This is a genomic window from Micromonospora sp. NPDC048843 (assembly GCF_040649965.1).
In the GTDB taxonomy this organism is placed as follows: Bacteria; Actinomycetota; Actinomycetes; order Mycobacteriales; family Micromonosporaceae; genus Micromonospora; species Micromonospora hortensis.
Window position 1 is genome coordinate 17,584 of sequence record NZ_JBEZGJ010000029.1, and the last position, 15,923, is coordinate 33,506.

At 72.3% G+C, this 15,923-nt stretch carries 13 protein-coding genes; 2 read left to right on the forward strand and 11 right to left on the reverse strand.

What is annotated here, in order from left to right; translation table 11 throughout:
• Positions 1 to 25 precede the first annotated feature (25 nt).
• Positions 26 to 859, reverse strand: a complete 834-nt coding sequence (locus tag AB0C20_RS10080) for an ABC transporter ATP-binding protein (protein ID WP_357185673.1) — start codon at positions 857 to 859, stop codon at positions 26 to 28.
• A gap of 113 nt (positions 860 to 972) precedes the next feature.
• Here AB0C20_RS10080 and AB0C20_RS10085 point away from each other — a divergent pair, with 113 nt between their 5' ends.
• Complete coding sequence (locus tag AB0C20_RS10085; protein ID WP_357567742.1) at positions 973 to 4,152, forward strand: BTAD domain-containing putative transcriptional regulator; 3,180 nt, start codon at positions 973 to 975, stop codon at positions 4,150 to 4,152.
• 1 nt (position 4,153) lies between these two features.
• On the opposite strand, the gene AB0C20_RS10090 is transcribed toward AB0C20_RS10085, so the two are convergent.
• Both AB0C20_RS10090 and AB0C20_RS10095 read right to left on the reverse strand, forming a co-directional pair.
• Positions 4,154 to 4,981, reverse strand: a complete 828-nt coding sequence (locus AB0C20_RS10090; protein ID WP_124822795.1) for an ABC transporter permease — start codon at positions 4,979 to 4,981, stop codon at positions 4,154 to 4,156.
• Positions 4,978 to 5,958 carry an ATP-binding cassette domain-containing protein gene (locus AB0C20_RS10095; RefSeq protein WP_210781139.1) on the reverse strand — a complete coding sequence of 327 codons (981 nt, stop codon included), beginning with the start codon at positions 5,956 to 5,958 and terminating at the stop codon, positions 4,978 to 4,980. Before AB0C20_RS10095 ends, AB0C20_RS10090 begins: the two co-directional genes overlap by 4 nt.
• Before the next feature lie 286 nt (positions 5,959 to 6,244).
• Between AB0C20_RS10095 and AB0C20_RS10100 the strand changes: the two genes are divergently transcribed.
• Positions 6,245 to 7,186, forward strand: coding sequence for a hypothetical protein (locus AB0C20_RS10100; protein ID WP_357185680.1), 942 nt, complete (start codon positions 6,245 to 6,247; stop codon positions 7,184 to 7,186).
• 355 nt (positions 7,187 to 7,541) lie between these two features.
• Here AB0C20_RS10100 and AB0C20_RS10105 read toward each other — a convergent pair whose 3' ends face one another.
• From AB0C20_RS10105 to AB0C20_RS10140, 8 genes are read right to left on the reverse strand one after another with little or no spacing between them, the layout of a single operon-like run.
• Entirely contained in the window at positions 7,542 to 8,345 is an 804-nt protein-coding gene (locus AB0C20_RS10105) for a methyltransferase domain-containing protein (RefSeq protein ID WP_357185683.1), read from the reverse strand.
• A gap of 51 nt (positions 8,346 to 8,396) precedes the next feature.
• Entirely contained in the window at positions 8,397 to 9,167 is a 771-nt protein-coding gene (locus AB0C20_RS10110) for an ABC transporter ATP-binding protein (RefSeq protein WP_357185686.1), read from the reverse strand.
• On the reverse strand, positions 9,167 to 9,910 hold the full coding sequence (locus AB0C20_RS10115; protein WP_357185690.1) for an ABC transporter ATP-binding protein: 744 nt from the start codon (positions 9,908 to 9,910) through the stop codon (positions 9,167 to 9,169). Before AB0C20_RS10115 ends, AB0C20_RS10110 begins: the two co-directional genes overlap by 1 nt.
• Positions 9,907 to 10,926 carry a branched-chain amino acid ABC transporter permease gene (locus AB0C20_RS10120; RefSeq protein WP_357185694.1) on the reverse strand — a complete coding sequence of 340 codons (1,020 nt, stop codon included), beginning with the start codon at positions 10,924 to 10,926 and terminating at the stop codon, positions 9,907 to 9,909. The genes AB0C20_RS10115 and AB0C20_RS10120 overlap by 4 nt, the downstream gene beginning before the upstream one ends.
• On the reverse strand, positions 10,923 to 11,819 hold the full coding sequence (locus AB0C20_RS10125) for a branched-chain amino acid ABC transporter permease (RefSeq protein ID WP_357185697.1): 897 nt from the start codon (positions 11,817 to 11,819) through the stop codon (positions 10,923 to 10,925). Before AB0C20_RS10125 ends, AB0C20_RS10120 begins: the two co-directional genes overlap by 4 nt.
• Positions 11,816 to 13,009, reverse strand: a complete 1,194-nt coding sequence (locus tag AB0C20_RS10130) for an ABC transporter substrate-binding protein (protein WP_357185700.1) — start codon at positions 13,007 to 13,009, stop codon at positions 11,816 to 11,818. Before AB0C20_RS10130 ends, AB0C20_RS10125 begins: the two co-directional genes overlap by 4 nt.
• A 53-nt stretch (positions 13,010 to 13,062) precedes the next feature.
• On the reverse strand, positions 13,063 to 13,467 hold the full coding sequence (locus AB0C20_RS10135; protein ID WP_030490280.1) for a roadblock/LC7 domain-containing protein: 405 nt from the start codon (positions 13,465 to 13,467) through the stop codon (positions 13,063 to 13,065).
• 16 nt (positions 13,468 to 13,483) lie between these two features.
• A complete protein-coding gene (locus AB0C20_RS10140) occupies positions 13,484 to 15,883 on the reverse strand; it encodes a nitrate- and nitrite sensing domain-containing protein (RefSeq protein WP_357567743.1) in 2,400 nt (799 codons plus the stop codon).
• Positions 15,884 to 15,923: the final 40 nt, after the last annotated feature.

Consider the following 15,923-nt stretch of genomic DNA (forward strand, 5'->3'; position numbering starts at 1 on the left):
CTTTCTCTGCTGTGGATGGGGGTGTTCAGACCAGGGCGCGGATCTGGTGCCGCCCGACCGGGCGGGTGGTGACCAATCCGCTGACCGGGTCGGTGGTCACCTCGATGCGGATCCCGTAGGTCTCGGTGAGGGCGTTCTCGGTGAACACCGTTGCCGGGGTGCCGGTGGCGCGGACCCGGCCCTGCTGCAACAGGACCACCTCGTCCGCCACTGCGGCCGCCTGGTTGAGGTCGTGCAGCACGACGCCGACGGCGACGCCGTGATCGTCCGCGAGGTCACGGACCAGGTCGAGGATCTCCACCTGGTAGCGCAGGTCGAGAAATGTGGTGGGCTCGTCGAGGAGTAGAACCGGGGTGTCCTGGGCGAGGCAGGTGGCCAACCAGACCCGCTGCAACTCGCCTCCGGAGAGTTCGTCGACCGGACGGTCGGCCATCGCGGCGACGCCGGTGACGTCCATGGCGCGTGCGATGGCGGCGGGACCGTCCGGGTCCTCGGTGCGCCAGCGCCCCCGGTAGGGGTGGCGGCCGTAGCCGACGACGTCGCGGACGGTGACGCCGCTGGGCACCGGCCGGCTCTGGGCGAGCAGGGTGACCCGCCGGGCGAACTCCCGGGCCGCGAGGCTGGCGGCCGTGACGCCGTCGGCGAGGTGCACGATTCCGGCCTCGATCGGGTGCAGCCGGGCCAGGGCCCGCAGCAGTGTGGACTTGCCGCTGCCGTTGGGTCCCACCAGTGCGGTGACGGCGCCCGCGCGCAGGTCGATCACGGCACCGTGCACCACCGGCACACCGTGATAGCCCAGACGAAGGTCGACGCCGGACAGGCTGCGCTCCCCGTTGACCGACGCCAACTCGTTCTGCATGAGGTTAGGCTAACCTAACCGAATGACGGCCTGTCAAGCTGGTCGTGGGGCAGTGACCGGCCCGGCGGACCGGTGGTCGTCGGGCCCGTGCGTGCGTGGGGGATGCTGGGTCCGTGCACATCGCGACCCTCGGCCCACTCGCCGTCGACGGCCAGCCCGTTCGGGGTGAACGGCTCGCGGCGGTGCTCCGCGCGCTCGTCGACGCGCGGGGGCGGGCGGTCTCCGTGAGCCTGCTCGTGGACGCCGTCTGGGACGGTGCTCCACCGGACGACGCGACCGGCGCCGTCCAGGCGCTCGTGTCCCGGGTGCGTCGTCTCGGGCTGCCCGTGGTCGCGGTGCCGGGCGGATACCGGCTGCCCGCCGAGGAGATCACCGTCGACGCGGTCGAGGCGCGCGCGCTCGTCGATCAGGCCGGCGCCGTGCTCCGGTGCGGTGACGTCAGTGCCGCCCGCGGCCTGGCCGACCAGGCGCGGGCCCTGTTCCCCGAGGTGCCGGAGTTGGTCAGCGCCGAGGACAGCCGCCTGTTCGCGGAGGTCGCCGCGCTGCGCGCGCAGGCGGCACTCGCCGGCGCGGGCCCGTTCGACGAGGTGGACCTGGGCCGACTCGTCGCGCGGACACCGCCGGACGAGCCGTCCGCCGCCCTGCTCGTCCGGGTGCTCGCGGCACAGGGACGGGAGGCGGAGGCGCTGGAGGTGGTCGAGCGACTGCGCGCCGAGCTGGCCGACCGCTACGGCACCGACCCGTCGCCCGTGATCACGAGCGTCCACCTGGCGCTGCTGCGCGGTGAACTCACCGCACCGCCCGTCGCGGCGCCGCCCCGGCAACAGGCCCGGATCACGCTGCCCGCCGCGTGGCGCCGCCCCATGGCCGCCCTCGTCGGGCGGGAGCGGGACGTCAAGGCAGTCACCGACGCGCTAGCCGAGACACCCGTCGTGACGATCGTGGCGACCGGCGGGGCGGGCAAGACCCGGCTCGCCGCCGAGGTGGCCAGGCGGACGGCAGCGGGTGGACGGGCGGTCCGCGTGATCGAACTCGCTGGTCTGCGCTCGCCCGACGAGGTGCTGCCCACTGTGCTCGCCGCGCTCGGCGGTGCGGACACCACGTCGACCGGCGGCAACCTGGGCCTGGAGCGGCGGATCCTCAGCCCCGAGGATCGGCTGCGCGCCGTGGCGCCGGACCTCGACGGTCTGGTGGTGCTGGACAACTGCGAGCACGTGCTCGACGCGGTGGCCGTCGTCGTCGCGGACCTGGTCGCGGCGGCCTCGTCGGAGGTCGCGGTGCTCGCGACGAGCCGCGCCCCACTGGGCCTGGTCGGCGAGTTGGTGTACCGGCTGACCGCGTTGCCGGACGCCGACGCGCTCGCGCTGGTCGAGTCCCGAGCACGGGCCGGTGGCGCCGTACCGACCTGGGACACCGAGCGAGCGCTCGCCTTGTGCCACCGGCTCGACAACCTGCCGTTGGCCCTCGAACTGGCCGCCGCGCGACTGCGGCACATGCCGATCGACGACGTGCTCGCCGGGCTGACCGACCGGTTCGCGCTGCTCGACGACGCCCTGCGCGGCCTGCCCGAGCGGCACGCGAGCCTGTGGGCGCTTGTCGACTGGAGCAGGGAACTGCTCGACGAGGCCGACCGCGACCTGCTCCAGCGGGTCGCTGTCATTCCCGCACCGTTCACCGCGGACCTCGCCGCCGCCGTCGCGCAGGCCCCGGACGTCCGTCGCGGCCTGGCGACCCTCGTCGAACAGTCCCTGTTGACGCTGGTCGAGGGGGACGGTCCGCCGCGTTACCGCATGCTCGAAACGGTCCGTGAGTACGGCGAGGCCCGGCTGGACGCGGCCGGTGCCCGGGATCAGGCCATGGCCGGCCTGGTCAGGTGGGCGCGGGAGCAGGCCGTCGCGCTGGCCGCCCGCTTCATCGGCCCCGGCCAGGTCGAGGCGCTGCACCGTTGCGCCGCCGAGCAGGACAACCTGGTCGCGGGCCTGCGATGGGCAATGGCAGCGGACGACGAGCCCGCCTCCGTCGACGTCGCCACCGCGCTGTTCCACCTCTGGTCGGTGCGGGGCCTGCACCTGGAGGTCCTCGCCTGGGCGCGCGGGCTGCTGCACATCGACGACCCGCAGCGGCGGCTGCGGTCGGCGACCCTGCGCGGGGCAGCCAGTGGCCGGCCACTTCCCAACGCCGACCGGCTGGCCTGGACCTGCGTGGTGATCAGCGTGAACGCCGGCGTCAGCGCCGACCTGCGGCCCGCCGTGCTCGCCCGGCGGGCGCTGCGGACGCTCCTGACCGAACGTCCCGCCGAGGTGTCGTCCCGGTTGACCGCTCTCGCGTCGGCACTGCCCGGCTTCGACGCCGCCGACGTGGAGCAGAGCCTGAAGAGCGCCACCGAGATGGTCGCGCACCCAGACCCGTACGTGCAGGGGCTGGGGCTGTTCGCACGCGCTGCGGTACGGGAGAACGGCGGCCTGCCGGACGCGTCGATCAGCGACGCCGAGCAGGCGTACCACCGCTTCGAGGCCGCCGGCGACCACTGGGGCATGGCGATGGCGGCGGGTGCGGTCGGGCAGTTCCTGGTCCCGGGCGGGGACGCCCGGTCGGCCGAGTGGTTGACCCGCAGCGTCCGGCACATGGAGTTGGTCGGCGCCACGCAGGACGCGCGGTCGATTCGGGTACGGCTGGACGTGCAGCTCGCCCTGACCGGCGATGCGGAGGCGGAGCGGCGACTGGGCGAGACGGCCGCGCTGGGCCAGGCCGAGCAGGTCGACGCCGCGCAGGCGCTGCTCGGCCTGGCGCACCTCGCCTGGCAACGTGAGCGGTACGACGAGGCGCTCGCCCACGCCGACGAGGTGACGCGGGTCCTCGCCGGCTGGGTCGGGCCGCAGCCACAGCCGCGCGTGATGCTCCGGGCCACGGCGGCGATCATCTATTTGCGGGTCGCGCAGGTTGGTCGGGTGTCGGGCACCGACGCCACCGTTCAGGCGGCCGCGATGCTGGCGCTCGCCCGCGACGACGCGCTGACCTCCCGGGACCTGCCGGTGATCGGGGCGTGGGCGTCGGGCGGCGCGGAGTTCGCGGCGTACCGGGGTGACGTCGACGCCGCCCGCGAACTGGCAGTACTCGCGAAGCGGATCGGTACCCAGATCGAGATGTTCTTCCCCTTCGAGAACGGCGAACGGCTCAACGCCATCCTCGGAAACGAGGAGCAGCGTGAGCCGTTGCTTGCCGCGTGGCGTGAGCGGCCACCCGCCGCGGCCGTCAGCCGGATCCGTGAGCTGATGGACGACCTGCTCGCGTAGGTCAGATCTTCTTGCGGTACGCCCGCAGCGCCAGCGGCATGAACACCGCGACGAAGCCGGCGCACCAGGCGAGCGTCCACCACACGTGGTTGCCCAGTGGGGTGCCGAGGAACAGCCCGCGTACCGACGCCACCAGGTGGGTCATCGGGTTGACGTCCACGAACGCCTGCATCCAGCCCGGCAGGGTGTCGGCGCCGACGAACACGTTGGACGCGAAGCTCAGCGGCATGATCAACGCGAACATCACGCCCTGTACGGCACCCGCGGTCCGCACCTTCATCGACACCAGCACCGGCAGCCAGCTCAGGCAGAGCGCGAACAGCACAGCGAGCAGACACCCGGCGATCGCCCGGAACGGGTCGGTGTCGATCCGGAAACCCATCACGTAGCCGATCGCGAGGGTCGACACGGTGACGATGACGTACCGGACGACGTCGCCGAGGACCGCGCCGACCAGTGGTGCGGAGCGGGGGATCGGCAACGACCGGAACCTGTCGAAGATGCCCTTGGCGATGTCGGTGTTGAGGTTGACGCCGATCGCGATGGCGCCGGTCGCGATCGTCTGCGCCAGGATGCCGGGCAGCAGGAACTGAAGGTAGTCGTGGGTCGATCCGGCGACGGCGCCGCCGAAGACGTACACGAAGATGATGAGGAACAGCACCGGTTGCAGTGTGACGTCGATGAGCGCCTCGGGCGTACGCCAGGTCTTGATGAGGCTGCGCTTGGCGAGCGCCAACGAGTGCCGGACCAGCCGGAACGGCCGAGGGTTCGGCGCGGTCGTCGAGAGTGCGCGGCTTCTCGTGGGCGCGGTGTCGGTCAGAGTGCTCATGCCGCGACCTCCGTGGGGCGGGTGGTGTCGTCTTCTGATGCCGTACGCCCGGTGAGGGTGAAGAACACCTCGTCGAGGCTCGGCAGGTGCAGGGAGAGTTCAGTGACCGCGATGCCGGCCGTGGCGAACCGCGCCACGCTCTCGGTCAGGGCCGCGTCGTCGGTGACCGGCACCGCGAGCACGCCCTTGCGGATCTCGTCGGCCTGCGCGCCGGAGCCGACCTGGGTCAGGATCTCCGCGGTGCGGGGCAGCTGAGCCGGATCGGACGGCCGGACCTCCAGGGTCTGCCCGCCGACCACCCGCTTGAGCCCTTCGGGGGTGTCGTGCGCGATGACCCGACCGTGGTCGATCACCGTGATCGCGTCGGCGAGCGCGTCGGCCTCCTCCAGGTACTGGGTGGTGAGCAGCACCGTCGAACCGTTGTTGACAAGCGTTCGGACCACGTCCCACATGTCCTCGCGCTTGGCCGGGTCGAGGCCGGTCGTCGGCTCGTCCAGGAAGATCACGTCGGGGGAGCCGACCAGGCTGGCGGCCAGGTCCAGCCGTCGCCGCATGCCCCCGGAGTAGGTCTTGGCCTGACGGTTCGCGGCATCGGTCAGGTCGAACCAGTCGAGCAGCTCGGCGGCCCGTCGCCGGGCGCCGGCGCGCCCCAGCTCCAGCAGGGTGCCGAACAGCTCCAGGTTCTGCCGTCCGGTCAGGTCCTCGTCGACCGAGGCGTACTGGCCGGTGAGTCCGATACTCTGCCGAACGCGCTCGGCGTCCCGTACCACGTCGAAACCGCTGATTCGGGCGGTCCCGCCGTCCGGGGTGAGCAGGGTGGAGAGGATGCGCACCGCGGTGGTCTTGCCGGCGCCGTTGGGCCCGAGCACCCCGAGCACCGTCCCACGGGGAACGGCGAGATCCACGCCCTGTAGCGCCCTCGTCTTCCCAAACGTCTTCACGAGGCCCTCGGCCTCGATCACCAGGTCAGCTGTCATGCGCCCAGTCTGCGCGGGCCCGCTGACACCGCCCCGACACGCCACCGACACCGGCTGACACGGGGGCCGAGAGGGAAGGGCGGCCAGGGTGTGCACATCCACACCGACGGTCGGCGTCACGATATGCTGGCCACGGCAGAGCGCCTGCCCGCGCCCGATGTGGTGGCCCACGCCTGACCGCATGATTGGGGCCAAGAGTCTCCGACTCCGCGCCGATCTGTCGACTCTCGGCGTGCCGGCCACGCCGCCCGTTCGGTGGAGTGCGTGGGGCTGCACCGGAGGCGTCATGTCTGATCCCACCCCCCGACGGACCCCGACCCCGGGACGCGCCCGCAAGCGCGCCATCCGGGAGCATGCAGCCCGGGCCGGCGTCGCCTACTCCGAGGCGGCCCGGCAGCTTGAGGCGGTCGGCCTCCGGCCCGGCGAAACCCTTTCCCGGTACGGGCGGACGATCTATCCGATCGGGTTCGACCCGCATCGCCAACTGCTCGTCGAACGTCGTGAGCGGCGGTCGTTCGAGGAGCGGGTGTCGGACACCAGGCGGGCCGCGATCCTGCCCCATGGCCGCGCGCGGCACCTCGTCGAGCGGTTTCCGCCCAGCCGTGGGCGTACCGGCAGCGGGGTCGGCTCGCTCTATCACGGCGAGGGCCGCGAGGAACTGCTCGCGATGCTGTACATCGTGATCGTGGCCGAGTCGCCGGGGTTGCTGCCCGAGGTGGGGGACCTCGCCTGGATCGCGGAACTCGGCGAGGACACCGCGCTCGACACGGCCTGCGCCGACGTCGACCGCGAGGCCCGCCGCCTGCTCGACCAGGAGCCACTGGCCCTCTGGTCGCGCATCGAGCAGGCGCTGACCACTGTCGAACGCAGCGTGGACGGGCAGGTCCGACAGGAGGCGATCCGGCAGACCGCGCTCTTGAGGACGATGATGACGCCGCGTCTGGGATACGCGGGCGAGCCGTACGTGTCGGGGCTGCCCGTCGCTGGTGGCCGGCAGATCCTTGACGCGCTGCTGATCGTCGCCGACGACGGACATGCGCCGGGCACCCGGGTACGCCTGCTCAGGCAGCCGCACCAGGCGAAGTCGGCCACGATCGTCGGCGCCCGGTGGGGTCGGTCAGGTCCGCCGGTGGGCTATCTCGTGTGGCTCGACGGGGCGACGGCACCGCTGCCGGCACGCCCCGAGGACCTGATTGTCCTGGCCGACCAGGAGACCACTCCGCGCTGAGCCGGGGCCGCACCACCTCGTCGATCGTGGAGTTGTGGTGGGCAACAAAGCCCTGAATAACCCTAATCCAGGCACCACAACTCCATGATCCACGAGGCCAGCCCGCCCGCCATGCCGCGATCTTGCACTTTCTGTCCCGACATAGGGGGCATTCCACACGTATGGGCAACCGAAAGTGCAAGATCGGCGGGGTGCGGGTGCGGGCGCGGGACATGGGCCGGCCGGGCTCTCTTGCGGGGAGCCCGGCCGGTGCGGTCGACGCCGTCGTAGAGCTGTCCGGAGCGCAGCGGGGGGAGGTGCTGCGGCGGGAGAGGTACGGACGGCGTGACCGCGCTCCGCGCGGTGGTCCACCTGCTCAGCTCGGTAGGCGGCCCCGCGTGGAGACGAAGTGGTACGACATGACGGCGAATCCGGGGTCACGGAGCAGCCGCCGGAAGGCGTTCAGTTGGTTGGGCGACAGCCCGGCCGCCAGCAGGTCCGGTTCCAACTGGCGGGAGTTGGTCTCGTAGAGCGACGTTCCGGTCGACCCGCCGGCCCAGCTCTGCGAGTGGGTGATGGTGTCCAGGTCGGTCAGACCGGCGAGGGCCATCTCGGTGTGTACGTCCTGCGCCCAGCCCAGGTCAGCGCCGTGGTCCTCCAGGACACCCATCATGGCGTCCATGACCTGCGCGAAGAGCTTCGCGGCGTCGTCGCTGGGCGCGGTCAGCACCCGCTGAGGTGCGGTGCAGTCGAACTCCTCGACCACCAGCCACCCGCCCGGGGCCAGCGCGCCGGTGAGCGTGCGCAGGACCCGTCGTCGATCGGGGAGGTGCAGCAGCACCAGCCGGGCGTGGATCAGGTCGAACGCGTCCCCGGGTGGCGGTTCGGTACGCACGTCGTGCTGGCGTACGTGCAGATTGCCCTCGGCCACGAGGTGGGTGGGGTCGATGTCGGTGGCCAGCACGTGCCCGTCGTCGCCGACCGCGCGGGCCATCCGGCGGGCCATCGAGCCGCCACCGGCCCCGACCTCCCAGCAGGTCGCACCCGGCTCCAGCACCGGGCGGGCCAGCCGACGCGTCGTGATCGGATCCAGGAAGGACTCCAGCGCGTGCATCTGGGGAACGGCGTCCGGTGCGCCGTTGTCGAACGTGTACGTGTCATCGCTCGTAGCGGTTGTCATCGGTGTCTACCTCTCCGTGAAGGGTCGGGTGACTCGAGAAGGGTCGGGTGACTACGGGGTGTCGGCCCAGAGCCGAGGGGTCGATCGGTTGGCCGGGGGCGGCGCAACGGCGGCAACGCTCAACATCGCCACCAGTGGGGCCGGATCGCGGCGGGCCTCCGCGGTCGGCCGGTCGTAGACCACTCGGCCGTACTCCAGCACCGCCACCCGGTCCGCGAGCTCGATGGCGTGTTGGAGTTGCTGCTCCACGAGCAGCACGGTCAGGCCGTCGGCGGCGAGACCGTTGACGAGTTCACGAACCCGTGCGGCCAGATCGGGCGAGAGCCCCTCACATGGTTCGTCGAGCAGCAGCACCCGAGGTTGGCCGAGCAGCGCACGGGCTATCGCCAGCATCTGCTGCTCGCCGCCGGAGAGTTCGCAGCCGCGGTGTCGCAGCCGCACCGCCAGCCTCGGCAGCAGTTCCAGGGTCCGGGCGACCGTCCAGCCCTCGCCGCCGGAGGTGGGGGCCCGCCACGGCGCGGCCGCCAGGTGCAGATGCTCGGCCACTGTCAACCGGGAGAAGACCCGTCGGCCCTGCGGGACGAGACCGACGCCGGACTGGGCGATGCGATGCGGTTGTCGGCCGGCGACGTGCACGCCGCCGATCTCGATGCGACCGCTGGTCGCCCGCACCAGCCCGGCGATGGTGTGCACGAGCGTGCTCTTGCCCGCCCCGTTGCGACCCACCACGGCCTGGATGCTGCCCGGGCGTACCCGCAGGCTGACCTCGTGCAGGACGATGCCCCCGCCGTAGCCGGCGCAAAGACGATCCACAGTGAGCATCAGGCCACCCCGTCGGCGTAGGCCTGCCGCACCAGCGGCGAGGTACGGATCTCGTCCGGTGTGCCGGCGGCCAGCGTCTGACCGTCGCGCAGCACCGTGACCGTGTCGGAGAGGGCGTACACCAGGTCCAGTCGGTGTTCGACAAGCAACACGGCGACCGCCCTGGGCAGCGCCTGGAGCACCTCGACCAGCCGGCCGACCTCGATGGCGGACAGCCCGGCCGCCGGTTCGTCGAGGAGCAGCAGGCGAGGGCGGCCGGCCAGGGCCATCGCGATCTCCAACTGGCGGCGTTGCCCGTGTGCGAGGTGCCCGGCGGGCACCGCCGCGACGGCGGTGAGCCCCATCTGGTCCAGCAGCGGGCCGGCCAGGCGCTGTGCGGCGCGGCGGCGTCCGCCCGGCCACCACCGGCGGCCGGGGATGACCCGTGGCAGGGCGGCCACCACGACGTTCTCCGTCGCGGTGAGCGTCGGAAAGACCGCGGGTCGTTGGTGGATGCGGTTGATGCCCCGCCGGGCCCGGGCTGGCGGGCCGAGCCGACCGACGTCCCGTCCGTCGAACCGCACCGTGCCGCGTTGCGGCTTGGTGGACCCGCCGAGCACGTTGAGCAGCGTCGTCTTGCCGGCCCCGTTCGGGCCGATCAGCGCGTGCCGCTGGCCGTCGTGGATGCGCAGGTCCACGCCGTCGAGTGCGGCGAGCGAGCCGTACCGCACGCTGATCCCCTGGGCTTCCAGCAGGCCGGTCATCGGTGCAGCTCCGCAACGCTGGCCTGGTCATGGGCGGCTGGCTGCTCCGGCTGTCGCGCCGGGACGCCCGGGAGGCGGAGCCGACCCCGGGCCCGGTTGACGCCGGTGGGCAACAGGTAGACAGTCGCCACGAACAGCGCGCCCAGCACCAGTGGCGCGTGGCCGGGCAGCACCCCGAACAGCCAGTCCCGGACGGCGATGACCAACGCCGCACCCACCAGGGCGCCACCCACCGAGGCGGTGCCTCCGATGACGACGCCGAGCAGCAGCAGCGCGGACGTGTCGAAACCGAAGTCGGCGGGGGAGATGTACTGCTGGGCGACGACCAGCAGCGAGCCGGCGGCACCGGCGATCGCCCCGGCGGCGATGTGCGCGCCGGACAGGTGCAACGCCACCCGGTGTCCGCTGGCCCGCAGCCGCGTCTCGTCGTCGCGGCCGGCACGCAGCACCAGCCCGGCCCGGGTACGCAGCAGCACCAGCACCGCGCCGACCAGCGTGGCCACGACGACCAGGGCGTACAGGTAACGGGCCTGATCGCTGGCCAGGGCCGGGAGCCCCCAGAACGGGCGGACCGCCGGGATGCCGGCCAGCCCGTCCGTGCCACCGGTCACCGACCGCCACCGCCCGAGGACGATGACGACGAGTTCACCGATGGCCAGGGTGATCATCAGGACGATCACCCCTCGGGCGTGCACGACGAGCGGCACGGTGAGCGCGGCCAGCAGCGCCCCGGCTGCCGCAGCGACGACGAGCTGCACGACGCCGATGTCGGAGACTCGGCTGCCGACCACGGCGCAGGCGTAGGCGCCGGCCGCGTACGGTGCGGTCTGGCCGAGGGTGGGCATGCCGGCGACGCCGGTGAGCAGCGCCACGCTCACTCCGACCAGTGCCAGCGCCAGCGTCCGGGCCAGGATCGCCGTTGTGTAGTCGTCGACCACCCAGGGCGCCACGACCAGGCCGACCAGGACCAGCGCCGCGATGCCGCCCCGAAATCGCCGGATCACCTCGCCCCTCATGCCGCCCTCCACCTGCCGGCCAGGCCACGCGCCCGCACGGCCAGCACTGCCGCCATGGCGGCGAACAGCAGGAACGGCGCGGCGGAGGGCAGCAGCGCCACCCCCAGCGTCTGGATCTCGCCGATCGCGAGCGCGGCCAGCAGGGTGCCCGCCATCGACCCGAGACCACCGAGGACGACCACCACCAGGGAGAGCAGCAGCACCGTGTCGGCGGTGCCCGTGCCGGGGCCGATGATGGGCGCGCCCAGGACACCGGCCGCACCGGCCAGCGCACCGGCGGCGGCGAGCACACCGGCCCGGATCCATGCCGGACTCACTCCCAGACAGGCGACCATCTCCGGGTCGTCGACGGCCGCCCGGACCAGCATCCCGGCCCTGGTGTGTCGCACCACCAGGTAGAGGGCGCCGGCGAGCACCGCCGCGACGACGATGAAGACCAACCGGTACGCGGCGTAGCGGTGACCGGCGACCATCACCGACCCCTCCAGGGCTGCGGGCACTCGGACCTGAGGGTTGTCGGGCCCGAAGCCGGCGACGAGCAGGCTGCCGCCGGCCAGCGCCACCCCGAACGTCAGCAGCGCCTGGCTCAGGTGATTGCCGGTGGCGACCGGTGTGAGCAGGCCGGCCAGGAGCACCCCCGTCGCGGCGGCGGCCAGCACACCGACGGCGAGGGCCAACGCCAGGCTCGCCCAGCCGCCGTCGAGCAGCGCCGCGGCGGTGTACCCGCCGATCGCGTAGAGCAGGCCGTGCGCCAGGTTGAGGATGTTGGCGACGCCGAAACAGAAGACCAGGCCCGACGCGGCGACGAAGACGAGCAGCCCGTAGGCGACTCCGTCCAACGCCGGGATCAGGTACGGGTCGATCCGGTTCGTGCCGGCCGCCACCGCTATCACCGGCCGACGGTCGCGAGGTCGCCCACGACGGTGTTGGACAGTGCCCGGCCGTCCTGGCGGACCTGCCGCAGGTACCACTTCTGCACGGGGGAGTGCGTGGTGGTGGAGAACTGCCAGGTGCCGCGCGGGCTGGCGATCTGGCCGAGTTGGCCGATGGCGGTGTTGATGGCCTCGGGGGTCGGGTTGCTTCCGGCGGCGCCGATCGCCCGGTCCAGCACCGCCGCCGCGTCGTACGAGGCGAGCGCGTAGGTGGTCGGCGAACCGTCGTGCTTCGCCTTCCACGCGGCGACGAAGGCGCGGTTCTCCGCGTTGTCGAGGTCGGGCGAGTAGTTGAGCACCGAGTAGATGTCCCGGGCGGCCTCGCCCTGCGCGTTGAGCACACCGCCCTCGGTGAGGAACCCGGCCGCGTACAACGGGATGTCCTTGATCTCGGACTGGGCGTACTGCTTCACGAAGTCGACGGCGGCGCTGCCGGCGTAGAAGGTGTAGACGGCGGCCGCGCCGGAGGCCTTGATGCGGGCGAAGTACGGGAGGAAGTTGGTGGTTGCCGGGAACGGCGTGAAGGTCGTCTTGCCGTCGTCGTTCGCGAGCTTCCCGCCGATCTTGCCGAACGCGTCGGTGAAGCCGCGCAGCTCGTCCCAACCGCCCTGGTAGTCCGGGCCGATCGCGTACACGGAGCCCTTCACGTTGTCACGGACGTGCTGGGCGATCGCCGCCCCGGGCTCGTCGGAGAGGTACGAGGTGTGCCAGACCCGGGAGACGTCCTTGAGCTCCGGCCGGCCGTTGGAGCCGACCAGTGGCACCTTGGTCTCGTTGAGCACGGGGGTGACTCCGGCGACCGAGCCGCCACCGACGATGCCGGTGAGCGCGGACACCCGGTCCTGCTTGAGCAGCTTGGTCGCCGCCGGGACAGCGGTCTGGGCGCCGTTGCCCTCGTCCGCGACGATGAGGTCGACCTGCCGGCCGCCCAACTTTCCGTCGTGGGTGTCCAGGTAGAGCTGGAAGCCGTCGCGGATCTCCGTACCGACAGCCTGGTACGTCCCGGACAGTGACGCGAGCAGGCCGATCTTTATCGAGCCGCCGGCGCTCGTGCCCGGTGCGTCGTCGCCGCAGGCCGTGCTGGTGGTCAGCACGGCGGCGAGCAGCGCGGCGGTGAGGGCACGGCTGCGCCAAGGCGTGGTGAGAGGCATGTCTAACTCCAGAGGAAGGGGAAGGGGTCTCCGGCGTGGGGGCGCCGGGGTGGTCAGCGGCTGCGGGCGAGCGCCGCTCGGGCAGCGGGGGTCAGCGCGTCCCCGATGCGGTTGGCCAGCTCGGTCATCTCGTAGGAGACCTTGCCCACGTCGCACTCGGGCGCGGCGAGCACCAGCAGCGAGGCGCCGTCGTTGAAGGCCATGGAGAACATGAACCCGCCCTCGAGCTGGGTGACGTTGGAGATCACCGCGCCGGCGTCGAAGAAGGCCGCCGCCCCCCGCAGCAGGCTGACCAGCCCGCTACCCGTGGCGGCCAACTGGTCGGCCCGGTCCGGTGGCAGGTCGCGGGTGGCGGCCACCATCAGGCCGTCGCTGGAAATGGCGATCGCGTGGCTGACCTCGGTCGCGCGGGCCGCGAAGTTGTCCAGCAGCCAGCCGAGATCCTGTTGGTCGGTCACGTGCTCTCCTGTCGCGTCATTTGTTACCGAGGTTGATCGGGGTGCGCCGTCGGTTCGCCACGCCCCGCGCGTACGCGGCCATCGCCGTTGCCACCTGCGCCGGGTCGCGGTACTCGGACCGTTGCTGCTGCTGGGGCACCGTCACGCCGCCGGGCACGAGGTGCCGTTGCGGCTGTCGTTTGGGCAGGCCGGAGTTGGTGGTCGTGGCGACCTCGGGGGTGTGCGCCTGGGCGGCCGTACGCCAGGCGTCGTCGGCGGGGCTGGACCACTGCTGGCCGTTCTGGCCGTCCTGGCCGTCGACGACGTCGTTCTGGAACCAGTGGTTGACCTGTTCGAAGATGAGCAGCTCCTCGGTGGGCGCGTCACCCCGGTCCGGGGGTGGGGGAGCCGGTCGGAAGACCGGCGCGGCCGGCAGTGTCCGTTCGGTCGGAGGGCGTCCGGCCGTGGGTTCGGGGCGCGGCTGGTACGGCGGCGGAGGGCTGGGCGTCCGCGCCGCCCGCCGCGACAACCGGCCGGGTGCGAGCAGGTACTCCTCCGGTGGCAGCGACCGGATGATCGCCGCGGGCAGTGTCGCCTCGGCGAGGATGCCGCGTCGGGGGCCGCGTCGCAGTTGGACGGTGGCGTCCAGCCGGGCCGCGAGCTGGCCCACGACGACCAGCCCCATCGCTCGTACGGCGGCCACGTCGATGGCCGGTGGGCGGGCCAGCAGCTCGTTGAGCTGCTGCATCCTTTGCGTGGACAGCCCCACACCCTCGTCGCTGATCTGGACGATGACACGGTCTCCCAGGCTCCGGCCGCTCACCCAGGTCTCGCTGCCCGGCGGCGAGTACGTCGTTGCGTTGTCCATGAGTTCGGCGAGCAGGTGCACGACCTCGTCGACGGTCTTGGCAGCCACCGCGACGTCCCCGTCGATCATGCCGAGCCGGACCCGCGCGTAGTGCTCGATCTGGGACAGCGCCGCCTGGAGCACCTGTTGCAGCGGAACGTCGCGCTGGCGTACGCGACCCACGCCGACGCCGCCGAGCACCAGCAGGCTGGCGTTGATCCGGCCCATCCGGGTCGCCAGGTTGTCCAGTGTGTACAGCTGGTCGAGCCGGTCGGGGTCGGTCTCGTCCCGCTCGACCAGGTCGACCTGGGCCAGGACGGCGTCGACCAGTCGCTGTTCGCGGCGGCTGAGGTGGATGAAGATGTCGGCGGTGTTGGCGCGCATGACGGCCTGCTCGGCGGCGGTCCGCACGGCGGCCTGGTGCACAGCGGTGAACGCCTGACCCAGTTCGCCGATCTCGTCGTCGCTGGACGGTTCGAGGGCGGCACTGGACTGCTGGTTGGCCAGCTTCTGTGGGTCGACGGCGGCGCTGCCGGGCTGTTGGAGCTGGGCCACCACGGCGGGGAGCTGTTCGAAGGCGACGGCGTTGGCAGCGTCCCGCAACCGGCGCAGCCGTCGGGTGATCTGCCGTGCGACGGCCCAGGTCACCAACGCGGTCAGGATCAGGGCCAGGAGGACGCTGGCCGCCTCGGCCACGGCCCGGCGGCGCTGGTCGGCGTGCGCGGTCCGAACGTCGTCGCGGACCGCCCCGTCGACCCGGGCGCGCAGGTCGGCCAGCCGGGCGGCGCGCGTCTGGGTGGTGGACACCCAGGCGTCGGTCTCGAGTTTCAGCTGCGACCCCGGCTGGGCCCGGGACACCTCGTCCTGCATCCGTTGCAGGGCCAGCGCCTCCTTGCCGGTGCCGGCCTGCTCCCACCAGTTGCTCCACTCGGGTGGGGCCAGGGCCAGGAACGACAGGCTCGATTCGGTGTAGCTGGTGCGGGCGGCAGTGATGTCCTGCTGCATGGCAGGGGTCAGTTCCCCGCCCGCTACGGCACGCAGCACGGCGACCTGTTGCTGACCGATGGCCTCGGCCGTCTTCGACAGCGCCGCCGAGGCCCGGATCCCGTCGGCGAGTGGGGCGTCCACCACGCCGTGTGAGACGTTTTCCCGGAAGCTGATGAGGTCGGCGATCGCGATGCGGTAGCTGAAGGTCATCGCCGACACCGACGCGTGCGTGGCGGTGCGCACCTGGGTACGCAGCGGGGCGAGGCCGTCCAGAGCGGCATCGATGCGCCGCAGGAGAGCCGAGCTGGTGCCGTTGTCGGTGGACAGTCGGTCACGCTGCCCGCGGTAGCGGGCGACGGCGCCATCGGTGGCGGCCATCTCCACGCCGAAGGCGTCCTGCTGCTCGGGCCGGGCATAGGTGAGCAGGTCGGCGGCGGCGATGCGTTCGCGTTGCAGGCGGTAGGCCAGGTCGCCGGCCTCGGCACCGACCCGCGCCAGGATCTGCAGGTCGCTGGCGCGAGCCGTCTGGCGTGCGCTCTCGGTCAGTGCGAGACCGGCGAAGCCGATCACGGCGACGAGCGGGGCCGCGACGATGAGGCGCATCCGGCCGGCTATCTTCCAACCGCGTCGGCGGGTCGGGTAG